General features: G+C 60.9%; 15 protein-coding genes. 6 read left to right on the top strand and 9 right to left on the bottom strand.

Annotated elements, in window-relative coordinates:
• Positions 1–2: 2 nt before the first annotated feature.
• Together JF535_RS02005 and JF535_RS02000 are read right to left on the bottom strand one after the other, a co-directional pair.
• Complete coding sequence (locus JF535_RS02005; RefSeq protein ID WP_206998430.1) at positions 3–1,307, bottom strand: TolC family protein; 1,305 nt, start codon at positions 1,305–1,307, stop codon at positions 3–5.
• Positions 1,308–1,388: 81 nt separating this feature from the next.
• Entirely contained in the window at positions 1,389–1,760 is a 372-nt protein-coding gene (locus JF535_RS02000) for a hypothetical protein (RefSeq protein WP_206998425.1), read from the bottom strand.
• A gap of 222 nt (positions 1,761–1,982) precedes the next feature.
• Between JF535_RS02000 and JF535_RS01995 the strand changes: the two genes are divergently transcribed.
• Positions 1,983–2,372: an acyl-CoA thioesterase gene (locus tag JF535_RS01995; protein WP_066959920.1), complete on the top strand. Its 390-nt coding sequence runs from the start codon at positions 1,983–1,985 to the stop codon at positions 2,370–2,372.
• A gap of 35 nt (positions 2,373–2,407) precedes the next feature.
• Here JF535_RS01995 and JF535_RS01990 read toward each other — a convergent pair whose 3' ends face one another.
• On the bottom strand, positions 2,408–3,004 hold the full coding sequence (locus tag JF535_RS01990) for an MLKL N-termimal domain-containing protein (protein ID WP_206998423.1): 597 nt from the start codon (positions 3,002–3,004) through the stop codon (positions 2,408–2,410).
• 232 nt (positions 3,005–3,236) lie between these two features.
• On the opposite strand from JF535_RS01990, the gene groES reads away from it, so the two are divergent.
• Both groES and groL read left to right on the top strand, forming a co-directional pair.
• A complete protein-coding gene (gene groES / locus JF535_RS01985; RefSeq protein WP_206998421.1) occupies positions 3,237–3,557 on the top strand; it encodes a co-chaperone GroES in 321 nt (106 codons plus the stop codon).
• Positions 3,554–5,182: a chaperonin GroEL gene (gene groL / locus JF535_RS01980; protein ID WP_206998419.1), complete on the top strand. Its 1,629-nt coding sequence runs from the start codon at positions 3,554–3,556 to the stop codon at positions 5,180–5,182. Before groES ends, groL begins: the two co-directional genes overlap by 4 nt.
• A gap of 60 nt (positions 5,183–5,242) precedes the next feature.
• Here the strand turns inward: groL and JF535_RS01975 are convergent, their stop codons facing one another.
• Both JF535_RS01975 and uvrD read right to left on the bottom strand, forming a co-directional pair.
• Positions 5,243–6,391, bottom strand: a complete 1,149-nt coding sequence (locus tag JF535_RS01975) for a TRAP transporter substrate-binding protein (RefSeq protein WP_206998418.1) — start codon at positions 6,389–6,391, stop codon at positions 5,243–5,245.
• Positions 6,392–6,504: 113 nt separating this feature from the next.
• Positions 6,505–8,733 (bottom strand): DNA helicase II, encoded by a 2,229-nt coding sequence (gene uvrD, locus JF535_RS01970; RefSeq protein WP_206998415.1) that lies wholly within the window; start codon positions 8,731–8,733, stop codon positions 6,505–6,507.
• Between the two features lie 295 nt (positions 8,734–9,028).
• Between uvrD and hexR the strand changes: the two genes are divergently transcribed.
• The 3 genes from hexR (at position 9,029) to JF535_RS01955 (ending at position 13,088) form a co-directional block, all read left to right on the top strand.
• Positions 9,029–9,883: a transcriptional regulator HexR gene (gene hexR / locus JF535_RS01965; RefSeq protein WP_206998413.1), complete on the top strand. Its 855-nt coding sequence runs from the start codon at positions 9,029–9,031 to the stop codon at positions 9,881–9,883.
• Positions 9,884–9,915: 32 nt separating this feature from the next.
• Complete coding sequence (locus JF535_RS01960; protein WP_206998411.1) at positions 9,916–11,706, top strand: DUF4153 domain-containing protein; 1,791 nt, start codon at positions 9,916–9,918, stop codon at positions 11,704–11,706.
• Positions 11,707–11,840: 134 nt separating this feature from the next.
• Positions 11,841–13,088 carry a multidrug effflux MFS transporter gene (locus tag JF535_RS01955; protein WP_206998408.1) on the top strand — a complete coding sequence of 416 codons (1,248 nt, stop codon included), beginning with the start codon at positions 11,841–11,843 and terminating at the stop codon, positions 13,086–13,088.
• Between the two features lie 17 nt (positions 13,089–13,105).
• Here JF535_RS01955 and gstA read toward each other — a convergent pair whose 3' ends face one another.
• The 4 genes from gstA to JF535_RS01935 form a co-directional block, all read right to left on the bottom strand.
• Entirely contained in the window at positions 13,106–13,705 is a 600-nt protein-coding gene (gstA, locus tag JF535_RS01950; RefSeq protein WP_206998406.1) for a glutathione transferase GstA, read from the bottom strand.
• 80 nt (positions 13,706–13,785) lie between these two features.
• A complete protein-coding gene (locus tag JF535_RS01945; protein WP_206998404.1) occupies positions 13,786–14,397 on the bottom strand; it encodes a hypothetical protein in 612 nt (203 codons plus the stop codon).
• A 187-nt stretch (positions 14,398–14,584) separates the two neighbouring features.
• Entirely contained in the window at positions 14,585–15,559 is a 975-nt protein-coding gene (locus tag JF535_RS01940; protein WP_206998402.1) for a glutathione S-transferase family protein, read from the bottom strand.
• Positions 15,560–15,569: 10 nt separating this feature from the next.
• The gene (locus JF535_RS01935) at positions 15,570–15,974 is read right to left on the bottom strand and encodes a DoxX family protein (RefSeq protein ID WP_206998400.1); all 405 of its coding nucleotides are present in this window, start codon (positions 15,972–15,974) and stop codon (positions 15,570–15,572) included.
• Positions 15,975–16,086: the final 112 nt, after the last annotated feature.

Below are 16,086 nucleotides of genomic sequence, written 5' to 3'. Positions count from 1 at the left end.
GTTTATTTGCCGTTGTCACGGGTTGCAGAGGCGTGGCTTTCGATGGCGCGGAAATAGCGAATACGGGCCACCGCACGGAAATAACCGTAAGTGAGACGGGCGGCGCTGATCTGCGCCTCGATGGCATCCATACGCGCGGCGATCACCGCTTCCAGGTCGGCGGTATTGCTGGCGTAGCCCTTGAGCACCGCGTCGGCGGTGGCCTCGGCCTGAGCCAGTAATTCGCCCTGGTACTCGGCGCGACGGCGCTGCAGGGTCTGCGCCATGGCCACCGCACCGTTCAGCTGCGCGTGCATCTGCTGCAACAGGTTCTGGCGCTGCAGGATGCCCACACTTTCCCGCGCGCGGCTGGCAGCAACACGGCGATCCTGGCGGTTGTGGCGGAACAGGGGCAGGTCAAAGGTGACCATCACGCTGGCGAAGTCCGAGCCATCACTCATCGGGGTGCGCTCGCGCTGGCCATAGCTGACGTCGACCCCGAACTGGGGCTTGTAGGCTTCCTCCGCGAGTGCCACATTCACCCGCTCCGCCGCGACCTGCGCGCTGCTTGCGGCGATCAGGGGATGCGGCTCGACGACGGCCAGTGGCACCGGCAGGGTCTGTGCCGCGAGCCAGTCGCGGGTGTCCCGCCAGGCCGGCGGCTCCGGGTTCAGGGGCTGCCACGCGGCATTGCCAATCCAGCGGCTGAGGTCACCGCGGGCGCGACTGATTTCCCCATCCAACTCGGCGATACGGTCATCCAGGCGCGCCAGCGCCAGCTGCGACTGCAGCAGCTGCTGGGACTGGATCTGGGCGCTAGCCAGGCGCGCGCGGTTATACCCCACCAGCTCCTGCATCCAGCGGCGGTTTTCCATCAGCAGTTCGCGCACCCGCAGCTGCTCCGACAGGGTGAGAAACGCGAGGCCCACATCCCGCTCCAGTGCCAGCGCCATATCCGCAGCAGCGGCAAAGCCCGCCTCGGCGGCGAGGGCTCCGCGCTCACCGGCCAGTGCCGCGGAAGCGCCGCGGGGCAGTTTCTGGCGGATACCGATGACTTTCTGGGTCATCGGCTGATCGTCGAAAGCGAAGGAGTCGGTGGGCAGGTTGGCGATGCCCAATTTCAGCTCGGGGTCGCCCCACTGGCTGTCGGCCACCGCGGTTTCCGCCGTCGCCTCCGCCGCGGCGATGGCCGCTGCGGTCTGCGGGTCCTGTTCCCGCGCGAGCTGAACCGCGCTTTCCAGGCTCAGCTGTGCCTGCGCGGGCAGGGCGAACGCGCAAACCAGCAGCGCCGGGGCCAGAGGGCCCAGGGCGCGCAATGCATATCCCATGGAGTAATCCAGTCTGTCTGATACTGGGTCGATGGCTCAACCGTTGATTTCAACGCCAAGCGAGGCGTCGAGCGGGCAGCATCAGGCGCTTATGGGTGGGCGCAACAGGTTGCGCTGCGAGGCAGCGAGCGGGGAGGGGGAGATCGACTGGAACAGGGCGGCACTCGCCAATTCCGTGTGTTGCCATTCCTGCGAAAGCGGCACGGCAGCACCACAACCGCCAACGGCGCAGGTCAGCTGGCACAGCTCGGCCGAGGACATGTCGCCAGCTTCATCACAGCAGGGCATGTCGTGGTGGTCGTCGGCGTGCATGTCATGCGCGCCATCAGTGGCCATCATGGCGGCGTGATCGCCGTGGCCATCGGCACCCGGATCACAGGCAGGCGCCAGCGCCAGAGCCAGGCTCTGGGCGGTAAAACACCACAGGATCAGGGTCAAAATCAGTGCACGCATGCAGCGCAGTCTAGGAGATGTTGGAAAATCAAACAAGATGGCGCAGATTATGCTGGGTTTTGGCCAGAGTTTCTTCATGAGAGTTTTTTCGCAAAACCTTCGCAAGAATTTCTCGACCAACGCTGGCTAATTAGTACCCAGTTTGTGCTAGAATGCGCCACCCGCCGGCGGCTCAGGCCTTGCCGACGGATCAATAAATCTAAGAATTTGTGAGCTTTTGCGATGTCCGCCATTGATGAAGAACCGCAACCCAGCGGTACCCTGACACTGCAGACCCAGTCCATGCCCCGGGACACCAACCCTCAGGGCGACGTCTTTGCCGGCTGGCTGATGTCACAGATGGATGTGGCCGGCGCCATTCTCGCCCAGGGCATCGCCCGTGGCCGGGTAACCACCGTCGCCGTCGGCAGCATGGTGTTCCTGCGCCCGGTACCGGTGGGCTCCACCGTGAGCTGTTATGCCGAGGCCACAGAAGTGGGGCGCTCCTCCATCAAAACCATGGTGGAAGTGTGGCTGACCCGTGTGGATACCGGTGAGCAGGTAAAAGTCACCGAGGGCGAATTCGTATTCGTCGCCATAGACGACCGCGGGCGCACCCGGCCGCTGCCCTGATCCCCGCCCGCAACAGCCACATTGAGGCTTCGGCCTCAATGCATGCCACCCACCTCCGGTAGCACCACACCCAGACCGCGCAACTGCGCTGCCAGCTGCGGGTCCCGGGTTTCCCGCCAGCGCTGGAACAGCTGCAGGATATCCGTGGCATCCATCTCCCGTCCGCGCCCGCAAACCTCAGCCAGCAGCTGCAGCAAACGACCGAAGCGCTCGGCGAGTTCACTGAACACCTCGCGGTTGTGCCGCGCGTTTTCGCCGAGATAGTCGTAGGCGCCTCCACCCATACCGATAAAGTAATCCCGGCTGATGCCGCGGCGGCGGTAATTTTCCGGAAACAGCGCGCCCATAAACAATGCCAGGTCGCCAAGCTGCCGCAGAATCAGGCAGCGGTGGTAATGGTTGTCCACCTCCACCGCATCCCGGTACAGCAGTGCCAGGGGACGCACCGATATTTCACCGTCGTCGTAGCTGAAGACCTGATCACTGTCGCCGAAGCGCGCCAGCAGGCTGCCCAGATACCACAGGGTTTCTTCCTGAGGGCGCGGATCCAGATCATCGGCACCGGCCTGCAGTCGCTCGCGGAAAAAATCTGCCAGCGTTCGCTCAAAGGTGGTTTGCGATACGGATGGCATCAGCGCCTCCTTCTTCTATCCTTCACTACAACTATAAATCTGCCTTTATCCCGCTTCTATTTTTTGACCCCGGTTTTTTATAAAAATTTTTTATAAAAAATTCGTTTTTTCTCCCCTTGAAAACAGCGCAACGGATCCTATTTTCGCGATTGTCGGGAGGAACCCAGGTCCGGCCCCGGCACACCAACCTTTAACCATTGAAACATCCAAATGCTTATTGGGAGGAAATCCGATGAGTATCAAACCGCTCTACGACCGGGTGGTTGTAAAACGCCTTGCTGCCGAGACCACCACCAAGGGTGGCATCGTCATTCCGGACAAGGCCGCCGAGAAACCGACCCAGGGAGAAGTGATTGCCACCGGTAGTGGCGCCCAGCTGGACAACGGCGAGCTCCACCCCCTGGCAGTCAAGGTGGGAGACCGGGTGCTGTTTGGTCAGTACGCCGGCACTGAAATCAAACACGACGGCGAGACCTATCTGATCGTGAAAGAGTCCGACATTCTCGCCGTGCTGGAACAAGTGGCAGACAAACAACAGGAGAAAGCCGCATGAGTGCCAAGGTAGTCAAGTTTTCTGATGACGCCCGCGAACGCATGCTGGCGGGCGTGAACATTCTCGCCGACGCAGTGAAAGCCACCCTGGGCCCCAAGGGCCGCAACGTGGTACTGAGCAAAAGCTTCGGCGCACCGCGGGTGACCAAAGACGGCGTGTCCGTGGCCAAGGAAATTGAGCTCAAGGACAAGTTTCAGAATATGGGCGCGCAGATGGTGAAAGAGGTCGCGTCCAAAACCGCGGACGTGGCCGGCGACGGCACCACCACCGCCACGGTACTGGCCCAGGCGCTGGTGCGCGAGGGACACAAATCCATCGCCGCCGGCATGAACCCGATGGATCTGAAACGCGGCATCGACACCGCGGTAAAAGCGGCGGTGGAAGAACTGGCGAAACTGGCCAAGCCCTGTGATGACACCAAGTCCATTGGCCAGGTGGGCACCGTGTCCGCCAACTGGAACGAGGATATCGGCAAGATCATTGCCGAGGCCATGGAAAAGGTCGGTCGCGACGGCGTCATTACCGTGGAGGAGGGCAAGTCCCTCAACAACGAACTGGAAGTCGTGGAAGGTATGCAGTTCGACCGCGGCTATCTGTCACCGTACTTCGTCACCAATCAGGAAAAGATGCAGGCGGAGCTGGAGAACCCCTACATCCTGCTGTTCGACAAAAAGATCAGCAATATCCGCGACCTGGTGCCGGTACTCGAGTCCGTGGCCAAAGGTGGCCGCCCGCTGGTGCTGATTGCCGAAGACATCGAAGGCGAAGCCCTCGCCACCCTGGTGGTCAACAGCCTGCGCGGCACCATCAAGGTCGCGGCGGTAAAAGCGCCGGGCTTTGGCGACCGCCGCAAGGCCATGCTGGAAGATATCGCCATTCTCACCGGTGGCACTGTGATCTCCGAGGAAGTAGGCCTGACCCTGGAAAAGGTTGAACTGGAACAGCTCGGCAGCGCCAAGCGCGTGGTGATCAGCAAGGACAACACCGTGGTGGTGGACGGGGCCGGCGACAAAAATGCGATCGACGGCCGCGTAAAACAGATCCGCGCGGAAATCGAAGCGTCCAGCTCCGACTACGACAAGGAAAAACTGCAGGAGCGCGTGGCCAAGCTGGCCGGCGGTGTTGCGGTGATCAAGGTCGGCGCCGCCACCGAAGTGGAAATGAAAGAGAAGAAGGACCTGGTGGACGACGCCTTCCACGCGACCCGCGCCGCGGTGGAAGAGGGCATCGTTGCCGGCGGTGGTCTGACTCTGGTGCGCGTGGCCGACAGTCTGCGCAAGAACGGGCTGAAAGGTGCCAACGACGATCAACAGGTAGGTATCAACATCGCCCTGCGCGCGATGGAAGAGCCCTTCCGTCAGATCGTCGCCAACGCCGGTGTGGAAGGCAGTGTGGTGCTTAACAATGTGCGCGCCAACACCAGCGCCAACTACGGCTACAACGCACAGACCGGCGAATACGGCGATATGCTGGAATTCGGCATCATCGACCCCGCCAAGGTGACCCGCTCGGCACTGCAGAATGCGGGCTCCATCGCAGGCCTGATGCTCACCACCGAGGTAATGGTGGCAGACAAGCCCGAGGAGGAAAAATCAGAAGCGGCGGCCGATGCCTACGACTACTGATGGTTAAGTTACTCCCCAGTACTTCTTTTTCGGGGCCGCAAGGCCCCTTTTTTATTCTTCTTACTTCGCGTCTATGTTGCGCGTCTCGTAGTACGCTTCTTCACTAATCCGGTGGTAAGGAATCACCTGTGATTCAAACTCTTTGAACGCCTTATACACACGATTAAAGAGCGGGTCTTCCGCGGCATTCTTTTCCATAAGGTCGTGATTGATTTTTTTCAGGTGCGCAATCACTTCATCGGGCAGTTTTCTCAATTCCACGCCGTGCTCATCCACCAGCTCTTTCAGGGCGCGGTTGTTGCGCGCGGTGTATTCGTCGAGCATATCCTGATTGGCGTCACGTGCGGCGATGCGGACGATGGCCTGCAGGTCTTCGGGAAGCTTCTGGAACGCAGTTTTGTTGATGATGATTTCGAGCACAGAACCAGGTTCATGCCAGCCCGGGTAGTAGTAGTATTTGGCAATCTGGTGAAAGCCGAAGGCGAGGTCGTTGTAGGGGCCTACCCATTCGGTCGCATCGATTACACCGGTTTGCAGTGCGGTGTAGAGTTCGCCACCGGGAATGGTGACCGCCGTACCACCGGCACGGTTCAGCACTTCTCCACCGAGACCGGGGATGCGCATCTTGAGCCCCTTCAGATCGTCAACGGAATTGATCTCCTTGTTGAACCATCCGGCCATCTGTACGCCGGTGGAGCCGCCGGCCATGGGAATCAGATCGAAGGGAGCGTAGATCTCTTCCCACAATTCCTGACCACCACCGTAGTGCAGCCAGCCATTCATTTCCTGGGCGTTCAATCCGAACGGCACCGCGGTAAAAAACTGCGCGGCGGGAATCTTGCCTTTCCAGTAATAGGCGGCACCGTGGCCCACCTGGGCGGCACCGCTGGACACGGCCCCGAACACACCCATCGCGGGCACCAGTTCACCGGCCCCAAACACCTTGATCTTGAGCCGCCCGTTGGACATTTCCGCGACATTTTTGGCGAAACGCTCCGGCGCGCTACCGAGTCCCGGGAAATTCTTCGGCCAGGTGGTAACCAGCTTCCACTCAAACGTCTGCTGACCCGAGTTTTTCAGGTGAGCGTCTTTTAGCGAGGTAACGGTCTGCACCTGATCGGAGCGGGAAACCACCAACGCGCCGAAGGTCAATACCAACAGGGCGAGAAGGCCGAGGATAACGGGGGGATACCAGTTTATTTTTTTCATGTCCGTTTGATTTTTTATTCTTCGGTTTTTTTCGCCATCCCTGACTTGAGCCGGGATGACGGGGTCTTGGGCTCTGGATTGGTGGATAAGCGAAGCGCATCCACCATTAGCGGTTACAGAGGCTGTAGCTTGGCCATGGATACTACCAGCCATTTGCTGCCGGCGTCGTCGAAGTTGACCTGCACGCGCGCGCGCGGGCCATTGCCTTCGAACTGGATCACGGTGCCCTCACCGAATTTGGCGTGATCCACGCGGCCACCCAAAGCGAGCGGCGGCAGGTCGTCGTCAAAGTCCGGGGCGGCGTCGGAGTAGGGGTTGATGCCCCCACCGTACTTGCCGGCGTTCGGCTGGAACAGGGGCTTGGATATTTCGGTTTTGAGCCGTACCTCGTGGATGTACTCCACCGGGATTTCACTGATAAACCGCGACGGCTTGTTGTAGGTCTCGCTGCCAAACAGGCGGCGACTTTCGGCGTAGGTGATGTACAGTTTCTGCATGGCGCGGGTGATGCCCACATAGCAGAGGCGGCGTTCCTCCTCCATGCGCCCGGGCTCCTGGGCGGACATTTTGTGCGGGAAGAGGTTTTCTTCCACACCGGCCATGAATACCAGTGGGAACTCGAGGCCTTTTGCCGAGTGCAGGGTCATTAGCTGCACCGCGTCTTCAAACTCGTCCGCCTGCCCCTCGCCGGCGTCCAGTGCGGCGCTGTCGAGGAACTGGTTAATCAGCGGGATTTCTTCTTCATCCACCGCTTCGCCGTCGGCGTCCACGGTGGGCAAGCCGTCGAAGGCGCGACAGGCGCTGACCAGTTCCTGCAGGTTCTCCACCCGCGTCTGGCCCTTCTCACCCTTTTCCTTGCCGTGAAACTCGATCAGGCCGGTCTGCTCGATGGCCATCTCGGCGATGTGGTCGAGGGTCTTGTCGGTGCTCTCCTCATCCAGCGCGTCGATCAGCCTGAGGAAGTTGCCCAGCGCATTGCCGGCGCGAGCGGCGAGCACCTTCTGCTGCAGCATCTTGGATGCGGCGTCCCACAGAGAGCAGCCGTGTTCACGGGCGAACTCGCGCACGGTGTCCACGGTGCGCGCACCGATACCGCGGGTGGGGGTATTCACCACCCGCTCGAAGGAGGTGTCGTCGTGGCGGTTGGTGATCAGGCGCATGTACGACAGTGCGTTCTTGATCTCCATGCGCTCGTAGAAGCGCTGGCCACCGTAGATGCGGTAGGGCACCTGCTCGCGCAGCAGGCCTTCTTCCAGCACCCGCGACTGGGCGTTGGAGCGGTACAGGATGGCGATACTGTCGCGGCGGTTGCCGTCGCGCACCCAGTCCTGGATACGCTCGACGATAAAGCGCGCCTCGTCCTGTTCGTTGTAGGCGGAGTACAGCGAGATGGGTTCGCCCTTGTCGCCCTCGGTCCACAGCTCCTTGCCGAGGCGACCGGAGTTGTGCGCGATGACCGCATTGGCGGCGTTCAGAATGGTGCTGGTAGAGCGGTAATTCTGTTCCAGGCGCACCGTCTGCACGTCCTTCAGGTCCGCCTCAAAATGCTGGATATTCTCGATCTTGGCGCCGCGCCAGCCGTAGATAGACTGGTCGTCGTCCCCCACCGCGGTAATCGCACACTCATCCCCGGCCAGCAGACGCAGCCAGGCGTATTGAATGGTGTTGGTGTCCTGGAACTCGTCCACCAGGATATAGGGGAAGCGGCGGCGATAGTGCGCAAGGATGCTGTCGTTGTTGAGCAGCAGTTCGTGGGCGCGCAGCAGCAGCTCGCCAAAGTCCACCACCCCGGCGCGCTGGCAGGCTTCCTCGTAGGCACTGTAGATACGCACCATGGTCTGCAACCAGGGGTCGCCCGTGAGCTGGATATACTGCGGGCGGATACCCTCGTCTTTCTGGGCGCCGATCCACCACTGGGTCTCCCGCGGGGACCACTTTTTGTCGTCCAGCCCCAGCTCGTTCTGCACCCGCTTGATCAGGCGCAGCTGGTCGTCGCTATCGAGGATCTGGAAATTCTGCGGCAGCTTGGCTTCGGCCCAGTGGGCACGCAGCAGGCGGTGGGCGAGACCGTGGAAGGTGCCCACCCACATGCCAAAGGTATTTACCCCCAGCAGTTCCTCGATGCGCCCGCGCATCTCGCGCGCGGCCTTGTTGGTAAAGGTCACCGCCATAATGGAGTAGGGCGATGCCCCCTCCACCTGCATCAGCCAGGCGATACGGTGCACCAGCACACGGGTCTTGCCCGAGCCGGCGCCAGCCAGAACCAGTTGATGGCCCGGCGGCGCCGCGACGGCTTCGCGCTGTGGGTCGTTGAGGGGGTCTAAGAGTTCAGATACGTCCATGGGGGCGGATTGTATCAGGGGTTTTGGGATAACTGGGTATATAAACAGGGTTTTGAACCACTGAAATTCGATGTGAAGGCTCTGATGCCGGATAGGCCTTTGTGAGACCGTCTGCGGCCAGGACGGCCGCAGACGAGCCCCCAGGGATGGGTTGAGGGGGGGCGCCTAGCTCGTGTCTCGCAAAGGCCTAGCCGGCAGCAGGGCCGCCACAAAGCCAGAATCGAGCGGAGCCAAGGCTCGCCAGCACCGGGCCATACCGCTAAACTGCACGGCTTGAACCATAGAAGGTAGAGTCGTGAAGCCAGCGGAAGTCACGCAGCGGATCAGCGAACAGCTGAGTTCCATGCGGAAATCGGAGCGCAAGGTCGCCGAATACATCCTCGCCAATCCGGGCGAAATCATCCATATGCGCATAGTGGATCTCGCCACCGAGGCCCAGGTGAGCGAGCCCACCGTGGTGCGTTTCTGCCGCGCCGTCGGCTGTTCCGGCTTCCAGGAATTCAAGCTCAACCTCGCACAGCAGCTCGCCTCCAGCCCCAGCTTTGGTCAGATCGCGGTCACCGAGACTGACACCATCGCCGAATACAAACGCAAGGTCTTCGACTCCACCGTCGACACCTTGCTCAATGTGCGCGACAAGATCGACGGGCGCGCGCTGGAGGCCGCCGTGGCCGCCATCGCCGCCGCCAAGCGGGTGGAGTTCTTCGGCTTTGGCGCCTCCGGTGCGGTCGCCGCCGACGCCCAGCACAAATTCTTCCGCCTGCAGATGGCCACCGCCGCCCATTCCGACCACCATATGCAGAGCATGTCGGCGATGAGCATGGAGCCCGGGGACGTAGTGGTCGCCATCTCCCAGAGCGGTCGCACCTCCTCGCTGTTGCGCTCCATGGAAATGGCCAAGCAGCAGGGCGCCATCGTTATCGGCCTCGGCCCCAGCGGCTCCCCGATGACACGCCAGTCCAGCATTCCGCTGGAGGTGGATGTGGAGGAGGACATCGAGCTGTATACGCCGCTGTCCTCGCGCATTGCCCACCTTGTCGTCATCGACGTGCTGGCTATCGGCGTCGCCCAGCGCAAGGGTCCACAATTGCAGGAGCACCTGCTGAAGCTGAAAAAAGGCCTCTATAATTTGCGGGAAGAGAAGCACTAATACGGCCACAAAAGAGGCGAACAGGACGCGATATGCACGGAAGCAGCGACCAGCAAGATAGTACGCCCAACCAACCGCAGGATCTTGGCATCGCCGAAAAGCGCCTGATCCTGATCGCCGCCCTGCTACAGGGCCTTGCCCTTTACGCACTCAAGTTCTTTGCCGCCGTCGAGCACTGGTCGCCGGTGTGGCAATTTCTCTGCTACACCCTGGTCATCACCCTGCCACCACTGATTATTGTCACGGTGGCGCCGCGTCTGGCGCGAGGGTACTGGTGGATCGTCGCCGCGTATGCCGCACTGCTGGCCCTGCTGGCCAGCTACCGGGGCTATCAGTGCACGCCCGCCGATATGATCGATTGCAACTGGCCGTTTGCGTTCTGCGTTGCCGTGGTGGTTGCCACCTTTATTGTCGCTTTCCTGCTGCGGGCCGGCGCCACCGACACGGCGCAGCTGCGCTGGCCGGACTATTCCGCCCAGTTCCACTATTCCTGGGATATCGCGCTGACCGTCGGCCTCACCCTGATTTTCACCGGGATTTTCTGGCTGATCCTGTTCCTGTGGCAGTCGCTGTTCAAACTGGTGGGTGTGGGCTTTTTCAAGGAGCTGTTTGAGGAAGACTGGTTTTTCTACCCGGTGACCTGGCTGGTGGCGGGCTGTGGCGCCATCCTGTTCCGCTCGCAGCAAAGCTTTGTGCTCACCCTGAAGCGCCTGCTGCGCACCATGCTTGTCGCGCTGCTGCCGTTGCTGGCGGTGTTGACTGTGGTATTCCTCGCCACCTTGCCGTTTACCGGGCTGCAGCCGATCTGGGACACCGGCCACGGCAGCGCCCTGCTGTTGTGGCTGCTGGCACTGTTGCTGTTTTTCACCAACGGCGTGATCCAGGACGAGTTTCCCTTCGCCCGCTATCCCAAGTGGATCAACCGCCTGCTGTTGCTGGCCCTGGTGCTCGCACCGATTTATGCCGCATTCGCCCTGTACGGCCTGTTCCTGCGGGTGCACCAGTACGGTTGGACCCCGGAGCGGCTGTGGGGTTTTGTCGTAGCGCTGACCCTGGCGCTGCTGGCGGTCAGCTACAGTATCGCCATCCTGCGCCGGGGCGGGCACTGGGCCGACTGGCTGCCACGGCTGAATAGCGGGCTGGCCCTGTGGGTGCTGGCGGTATGCCTGATTACACAGTCGCCACTGGCAAATTTCTGGCGCATCAGCGCCGACAGCCAGGCGGCGCGGCTGCAGGACGGGCGGGTAGCGCTGGCGGATTTTGATTTCTTTTTCCTGCGCCAGAAGCTCGGGCGACCGGGGCTGGAAGCGCTGCAAAGCCTGCAGACGCTGCCCATTGTCCAGCAGGACAACGACATCGCCGCGCACCTGCAACAGTTGCTGGCGCCAAAGATTGACGGGAAGCTCCGGGAAAACCCGCTACAGATACACGCCCGCGCGCAGCGGGTGCGGGAGATTCCGGTGCTGCCCGAAGGCGCGCCGCCGCCGCCGCAACACGCCGACCTGGGCGCTGCGGGCAGGGCCTGTGAACAGGAGGGGCGCGCTTGCCTGTGGCTGGTACAGGATCTCGACGGCGACGGAGCGCCCGAATACCTCCTGTTTGAACACCGCGATTCCAGCACGGATCAGCGCCACTGGCTGCGGATCACCGCCCACACGGCGGGTGATGGCGGCTGGGCCGTGTTTGCCGACAGCAGCCGCACCACCACTGAATCCTTTGATCAGCTGCAGGAGCGGCTCGCCAGGGGTAACTTTGCGCTGCGCGCCTCCCGCTGGCAAAGCCTGTACCTGGACGATGAACTGCTGTTCGACCCGACCCAGTAACCGTTTGACCCGGTATTCTCCCACTGTCATGGAAACCACCGCACGGGGCCGCTACCATGCCGGCCCCGCGGTTGCGTAATACCAAGCCCATCGACCGCCCGTATTCGCCAACCAACTGCCGTACCCGAATTACTATGCCCCCGAATTTTTTCGACGCCCAAGGCAAGCCACCGCGCTGGTTCGCCCCCTGTCTGGCTGCGCTGGTGGCGCTGACGCCCTTTGCCATCGACACCTATCTGCCAGCCATCCCCAATATGGCCGCCGCTCTGGGTGTGGAAGTGGCGCAGGTGCAGCATTCGGTGTCCAGCTACCTGCTGGGTTTCGCGGTGGGGCAGATCTTTGGCGGGCCGCTGTCCGACCGCTGGGGGCGCATTCTCATCGGCACCATCGGCCTCAGCATTTTTATCGCGAGCACCATGCTGATCCTGTTTGCCAACACGGTGGAACTGCTGATTGCGCTGCGCTTCCTGCAGGCGGTGGGCGGTGGCTTTGCCACGGTGATCTGCGGTGCCATCGTGCGCGACCTGTACCACGGTCGCGAGGCGGCACGCATCATGTCGATGATCGCCACCATGATGCTGATCGCGCCCATGGTGGCTCCGGTGATTGGCGCCACGCTGCTGAGCTTCGGCGACTGGCACACCATTTTTATTTTCCTGCTGGTGTACGGCCTGCTGATGATGTTTCTGGTACGCGGCATTTTGCCGGAAACCGTGTCGCGCTTTCGCCGCGCGCGGCGCCAGCGCCAGTCCCGGCGCAGCATGCTGCAGGGCTACGGGCAGATTTTTCGCTGCCGGCGGGCGCTGGGCTTTCTGTTCGGGCAGGCGTTTGTCAGTGGCTGCATGTTTATCTATATCACCACCGCGCCGTTTGTCTTTATGGACCACTTTGGCGTCAGTTCGGAGCAGTTTCCCCTGCTTTTTGGCAGCTGCGTACTGGGCCTGGCCATTCTGGTGCAGCTGAATATCCGCCTGCTGAAAGTCTTCGAGCCACGCCAGATTCTGGTGGTGGGCGTCAGTGCGCTGCTGATGTCCTGTGCGCTGCTGCTGGCCAGCACGCTGTATTTTGGTGAGCGGCAGCCGCTACTGGCGTGGATGATCCCGCTGGTGATGGCGATGGGCTCCATTGGCATCATCGCGCCCAATTCCGCCGCCTGTTACCTGGAGTTTTTTCCCAATATCAGCGGCACCGCCAATGCGCTGTACGGCGCGTCGCTGTTTATTTTCGGGGGTGTGCTGGGCGGGTCCGTGAATGCGGTGCATACCGGCACCCTGGTGCCGATTGCCGTGGGCATGCTGTGCTGTGCCGCAGCCGCCGTGAGCCTTGCCCTGTTTGTGGCCAGGGCGCGGCAGCCGATCAGCGTCGAGGAAAGAGTGAAATAGGCTCCGAGCCGGGGCGATTACAGCAGGCCTTCTGCCCGCATCGCTTTCTTGACCCCTTCGCGCTGGGACATGCGCTCGGCAAAGGCCTTGAGCTTGGGCCAGCGGCCGGTATCCACCTCCACCATGCTGCACCAGTTGTACACGGTAAACAGGTAGGCATCGGCGATACAGAAGTCGTCACCCATCAGGTAGTCTCCGGCCAGTTGCTCTTCCACGTACTGGAAGCGCTGGCCAATCCTTTCCCTGGCCTCCGCCTTGTCCTCGTCACTGCCGCCCCAGAACAGGGGCACAAAGGATTTGTGCACTTCGGTAGAGAGGTAGTTCAGCCACTCCAGCACCCGGTAGTGCTCCAGAGAACCGTGCTCCGGAGCCAGTTTTTTCTCCGGCTTCTGTTCCGCCAGAAACTGCACGATGGCCGGCCCCTCAGTGAGCACCTCGCCGCCTTCCAGCTGCAGCGCGGGCACATAGCCCTTCGGATTCACCTCGGTGTAGTCACCGCCGCTTTCGGTCTGCTTGGTTTTCAGGTTGACCTTGCACAGATCCAGGTCAATGTCCGCCTCGCAGGCGACGATATGCGGGGACAGGGAGCAGGCGCCCGGGGCGTAAAATAGCTTCATCGAGTTCTCCGGGTGGAAAGGTAGCCCCCAGTATAGCCGCGCGGTCAGCGAACCAGAGTGCTGCCTTCATAGCAAAGGAATCACCTCAGGAAGCGAGAGGAGTAAAGCGAACGCAGCTTGTACAACAGGCCTTTTTTCTTGCGCGCATACTTGTTACCGCTTTTTACGGTGCGCAAGGCACCGAGGATTTTGTCCCGATCACCCTGTACGCCGGCGGCATCCATGAACTTGAAGAAGTCTTCTTCCAGAGACTCCATACGCACAGTGGCCCAGTTCTGACGGCGGCTCAGGAAGAAGGTGACATTGTCATGTACCGTGTCAACGAGCAGCCTGCAGGTGTCCAGAGCGCTCTCCATATCCGGCTTGCGGCGGCACATCAAAATACCGTGGTAGAAGTGACGAGCCACGCAGATCGCCCCCTGCCAGCGATCACGGTAGCTCAGCGCAATTTTCTCTGCATCGCGGGTCAGGTGCACGTAGAAGGTGTTCTCGTCGTCGTACATTTGATCCAGCGTGCCCAGAAACCACACCAGCCGGTTGTCCGACTCAATATGGTTGTCGGGATACTCCAGGCGTCCCTTGATCATGCCCGCATGCGTCTCATGGCCGGACGTCATGCCCTCGATGTGAGTACAGGCCTCAGCAAACGTGGTTGAGCCAGAGCGCCCCGTCGTTAATACAAAAATCCGCATAATGATCTCTTACAGCAATGAAGTTGCCCAAAAGCCCGGTCCCATCGCGAATGCAGCGGGGCATCGCAGTGTGAGTACTCACTATAGGGCAAAAAAATATGCAGGATAATACGCTGACCTGTAACGCTGATCTACTCCACGGTCGCAGGTTGGAGCCCGGCTCTACCTGCGACCGATTGGTTCCCGGTCAGGCGCCGCGACCGTGGGGCGCCGAGTAGTCCAGCTCAGGCCCCAGCGGCACAATCCCGGTGGGATTGATGTTTTTGTGGCTCGCGTAGTAGTGGGTTTTGATGTGGTAAAAGTCCACTGTCTCGGCCACACCGGGCCACTGGTATAACTCGCGCACATAGCCCCACAGGTTGGGGTAGTCCGCCAGGCGCTGCTTGTTGCACTTGAAATGGCCGTGGTACACGGCGTCAAAACGGATCAGCGTGGTAAACAACCGCCAGTCCGCCTCGGTGATACGCTCGCCGGTGAGGTAGCGGTTAACCTGCAGCCGTTGTTCCAGCTGCTCCAGGGCCTCGAACAGCCGGTGATACGCCGTCTCGTAGGCCTCTTTGCTGGTGGCGAACCCCGCGCGGTACACACCATTGTTGATGTTGTCGTAAACCAGCGTGTTGGTGGCATCGATGTCACCGCGCAAATCCTGTGGATAAAAATCCTGGGAGTCGCCGGTAAGCGCATCAAACGCGGTGTTGAACATGCGGATGATTTCTGAAGACTCGTTGCTGACGATGCACTGCCGCTGTTTGTCCCACAACACCGGCACTGTGACGCGCCCGGAGTACTCAGGGCGGTTGCGGGTGTACACCTGGTGCAGGAATTCGCTGCCGAACAGGTCATCGCCGGTACTGCCCTCGCTTTCATCAAAGGTCCAGCCATTCTCCAGCATGTAGGGGCTGACCACCGACACGCTGATGTAATCGGTGAGCCCCTTGAGCTTGCGGAAGATCAGGGTGCGGTGTGCCCAGGGGCAGGCCAGTGAGACGTACAGGTGGTAGCGGTCTTTTTCCGCTGCGAACCCGCCTTCGCCACTGGGGCCGGCACTGCCATCGGCCGTCACCCAGTTGCGCAGTTGCGCCGCCTCACGCTCGAAGGCGCCACCACTTTTGTCGGTGTCGTACCACTGATCTTTCCATTCACCATTTACCAGTAATCCCATGGGTATCTCCTCAGCGGTTCTTCACGTTGGCCATGACGTAATCAAAGCTGAAGCGGCCGGCACCGGCGCAGGCCAGAATCAGGAAGCCACCGGCGATGGTGATGTTTTTCATAAACAGGATTTGCTGCATCTGGTCGCCGGGCACATTGTGGAACAGCCACGCGCTCACCACACAGAAAGCAGCAAACGCCACTGCCACCCAGCGGGTAAAGAAACCAAACAGAATCGCCAGGCCACCGCCCAGCTCCAGCAGGATGACCAGCGGCAGCAGGAAGCCGGGCACGCCCGCCGATGCCATATATTCCTGGGTGCCTGCGTAGGCGCCGATCTTGCTGTAACCGGCGACAATAAACATCACCGACATCAGGATGCGCGCCATCAGCTTGGAGAAATCAAACAGTACGCCGTTGTTCATAGCAGGGTCCTTTATCGAAATAGGTTTGCAGAGAGAAAGTGTATGAAGAGACAACGCTGTTTAGTCTAATTCGAATTTTTAAAACGAAAATCGCATATATTCGCAGGGATAG

This window comes from Microbulbifer salipaludis (genome assembly GCF_017303155.1).
Taxonomy (GTDB): domain Bacteria; phylum Pseudomonadota; class Gammaproteobacteria; order Pseudomonadales; family Cellvibrionaceae; genus Microbulbifer; species Microbulbifer salipaludis.
Note: the sequence above shows the minus strand (reverse complement) of the source record. Positions and strands in the feature narration are given on the sequence as shown.

Coding starts and splice junctions, on each gene's coding strand:
- JF535_RS02005 (WP_206998430.1), bottom strand. CDS start 1,307: ATGGGATATGCATTGCGCGCCCTGGGCCCTCTGGCCCCGGCGCTGCTG.
- JF535_RS02000 (WP_206998425.1), bottom strand. CDS start 1,760: ATGCGTGCACTGATTTTGACCCTGATCCTGTGGTGTTTTACCGCCCAG.
- JF535_RS01995 (WP_066959920.1), top strand. CDS start 1,983: ATGTCCGCCATTGATGAAGAACCGCAACCCAGCGGTACCCTGACACTG.
- JF535_RS01990 (WP_206998423.1), bottom strand. CDS start 3,004: ATGCCATCCGTATCGCAAACCACCTTTGAGCGAACGCTGGCAGATTTT.
- groES (WP_206998421.1), top strand. CDS start 3,237: ATGAGTATCAAACCGCTCTACGACCGGGTGGTTGTAAAACGCCTTGCT.
- groL (WP_206998419.1), top strand. CDS start 3,554: ATGAGTGCCAAGGTAGTCAAGTTTTCTGATGACGCCCGCGAACGCATG.
- JF535_RS01975 (WP_206998418.1), bottom strand. CDS start 6,391: ATGAAAAAAATAAACTGGTATCCCCCCGTTATCCTCGGCCTTCTCGCC.
- uvrD (WP_206998415.1), bottom strand. CDS start 8,733: ATGGACGTATCTGAACTCTTAGACCCCCTCAACGACCCACAGCGCGAA.
- JF535_RS01960 (WP_206998411.1), top strand. CDS start 9,916: ATGCACGGAAGCAGCGACCAGCAAGATAGTACGCCCAACCAACCGCAG.
- JF535_RS01955 (WP_206998408.1), top strand. CDS start 11,841: ATGCCCCCGAATTTTTTCGACGCCCAAGGCAAGCCACCGCGCTGGTTC.
- gstA (WP_206998406.1), bottom strand. CDS start 13,705: ATGAAGCTATTTTACGCCCCGGGCGCCTGCTCCCTGTCCCCGCATATC.
- JF535_RS01945 (WP_206998404.1), bottom strand. CDS start 14,397: ATGCGGATTTTTGTATTAACGACGGGGCGCTCTGGCTCAACCACGTTT.
- JF535_RS01940 (WP_206998402.1), bottom strand. CDS start 15,559: ATGGGATTACTGGTAAATGGTGAATGGAAAGATCAGTGGTACGACACC.
- JF535_RS01935 (WP_206998400.1), bottom strand. CDS start 15,974: ATGAACAACGGCGTACTGTTTGATTTCTCCAAGCTGATGGCGCGCATC.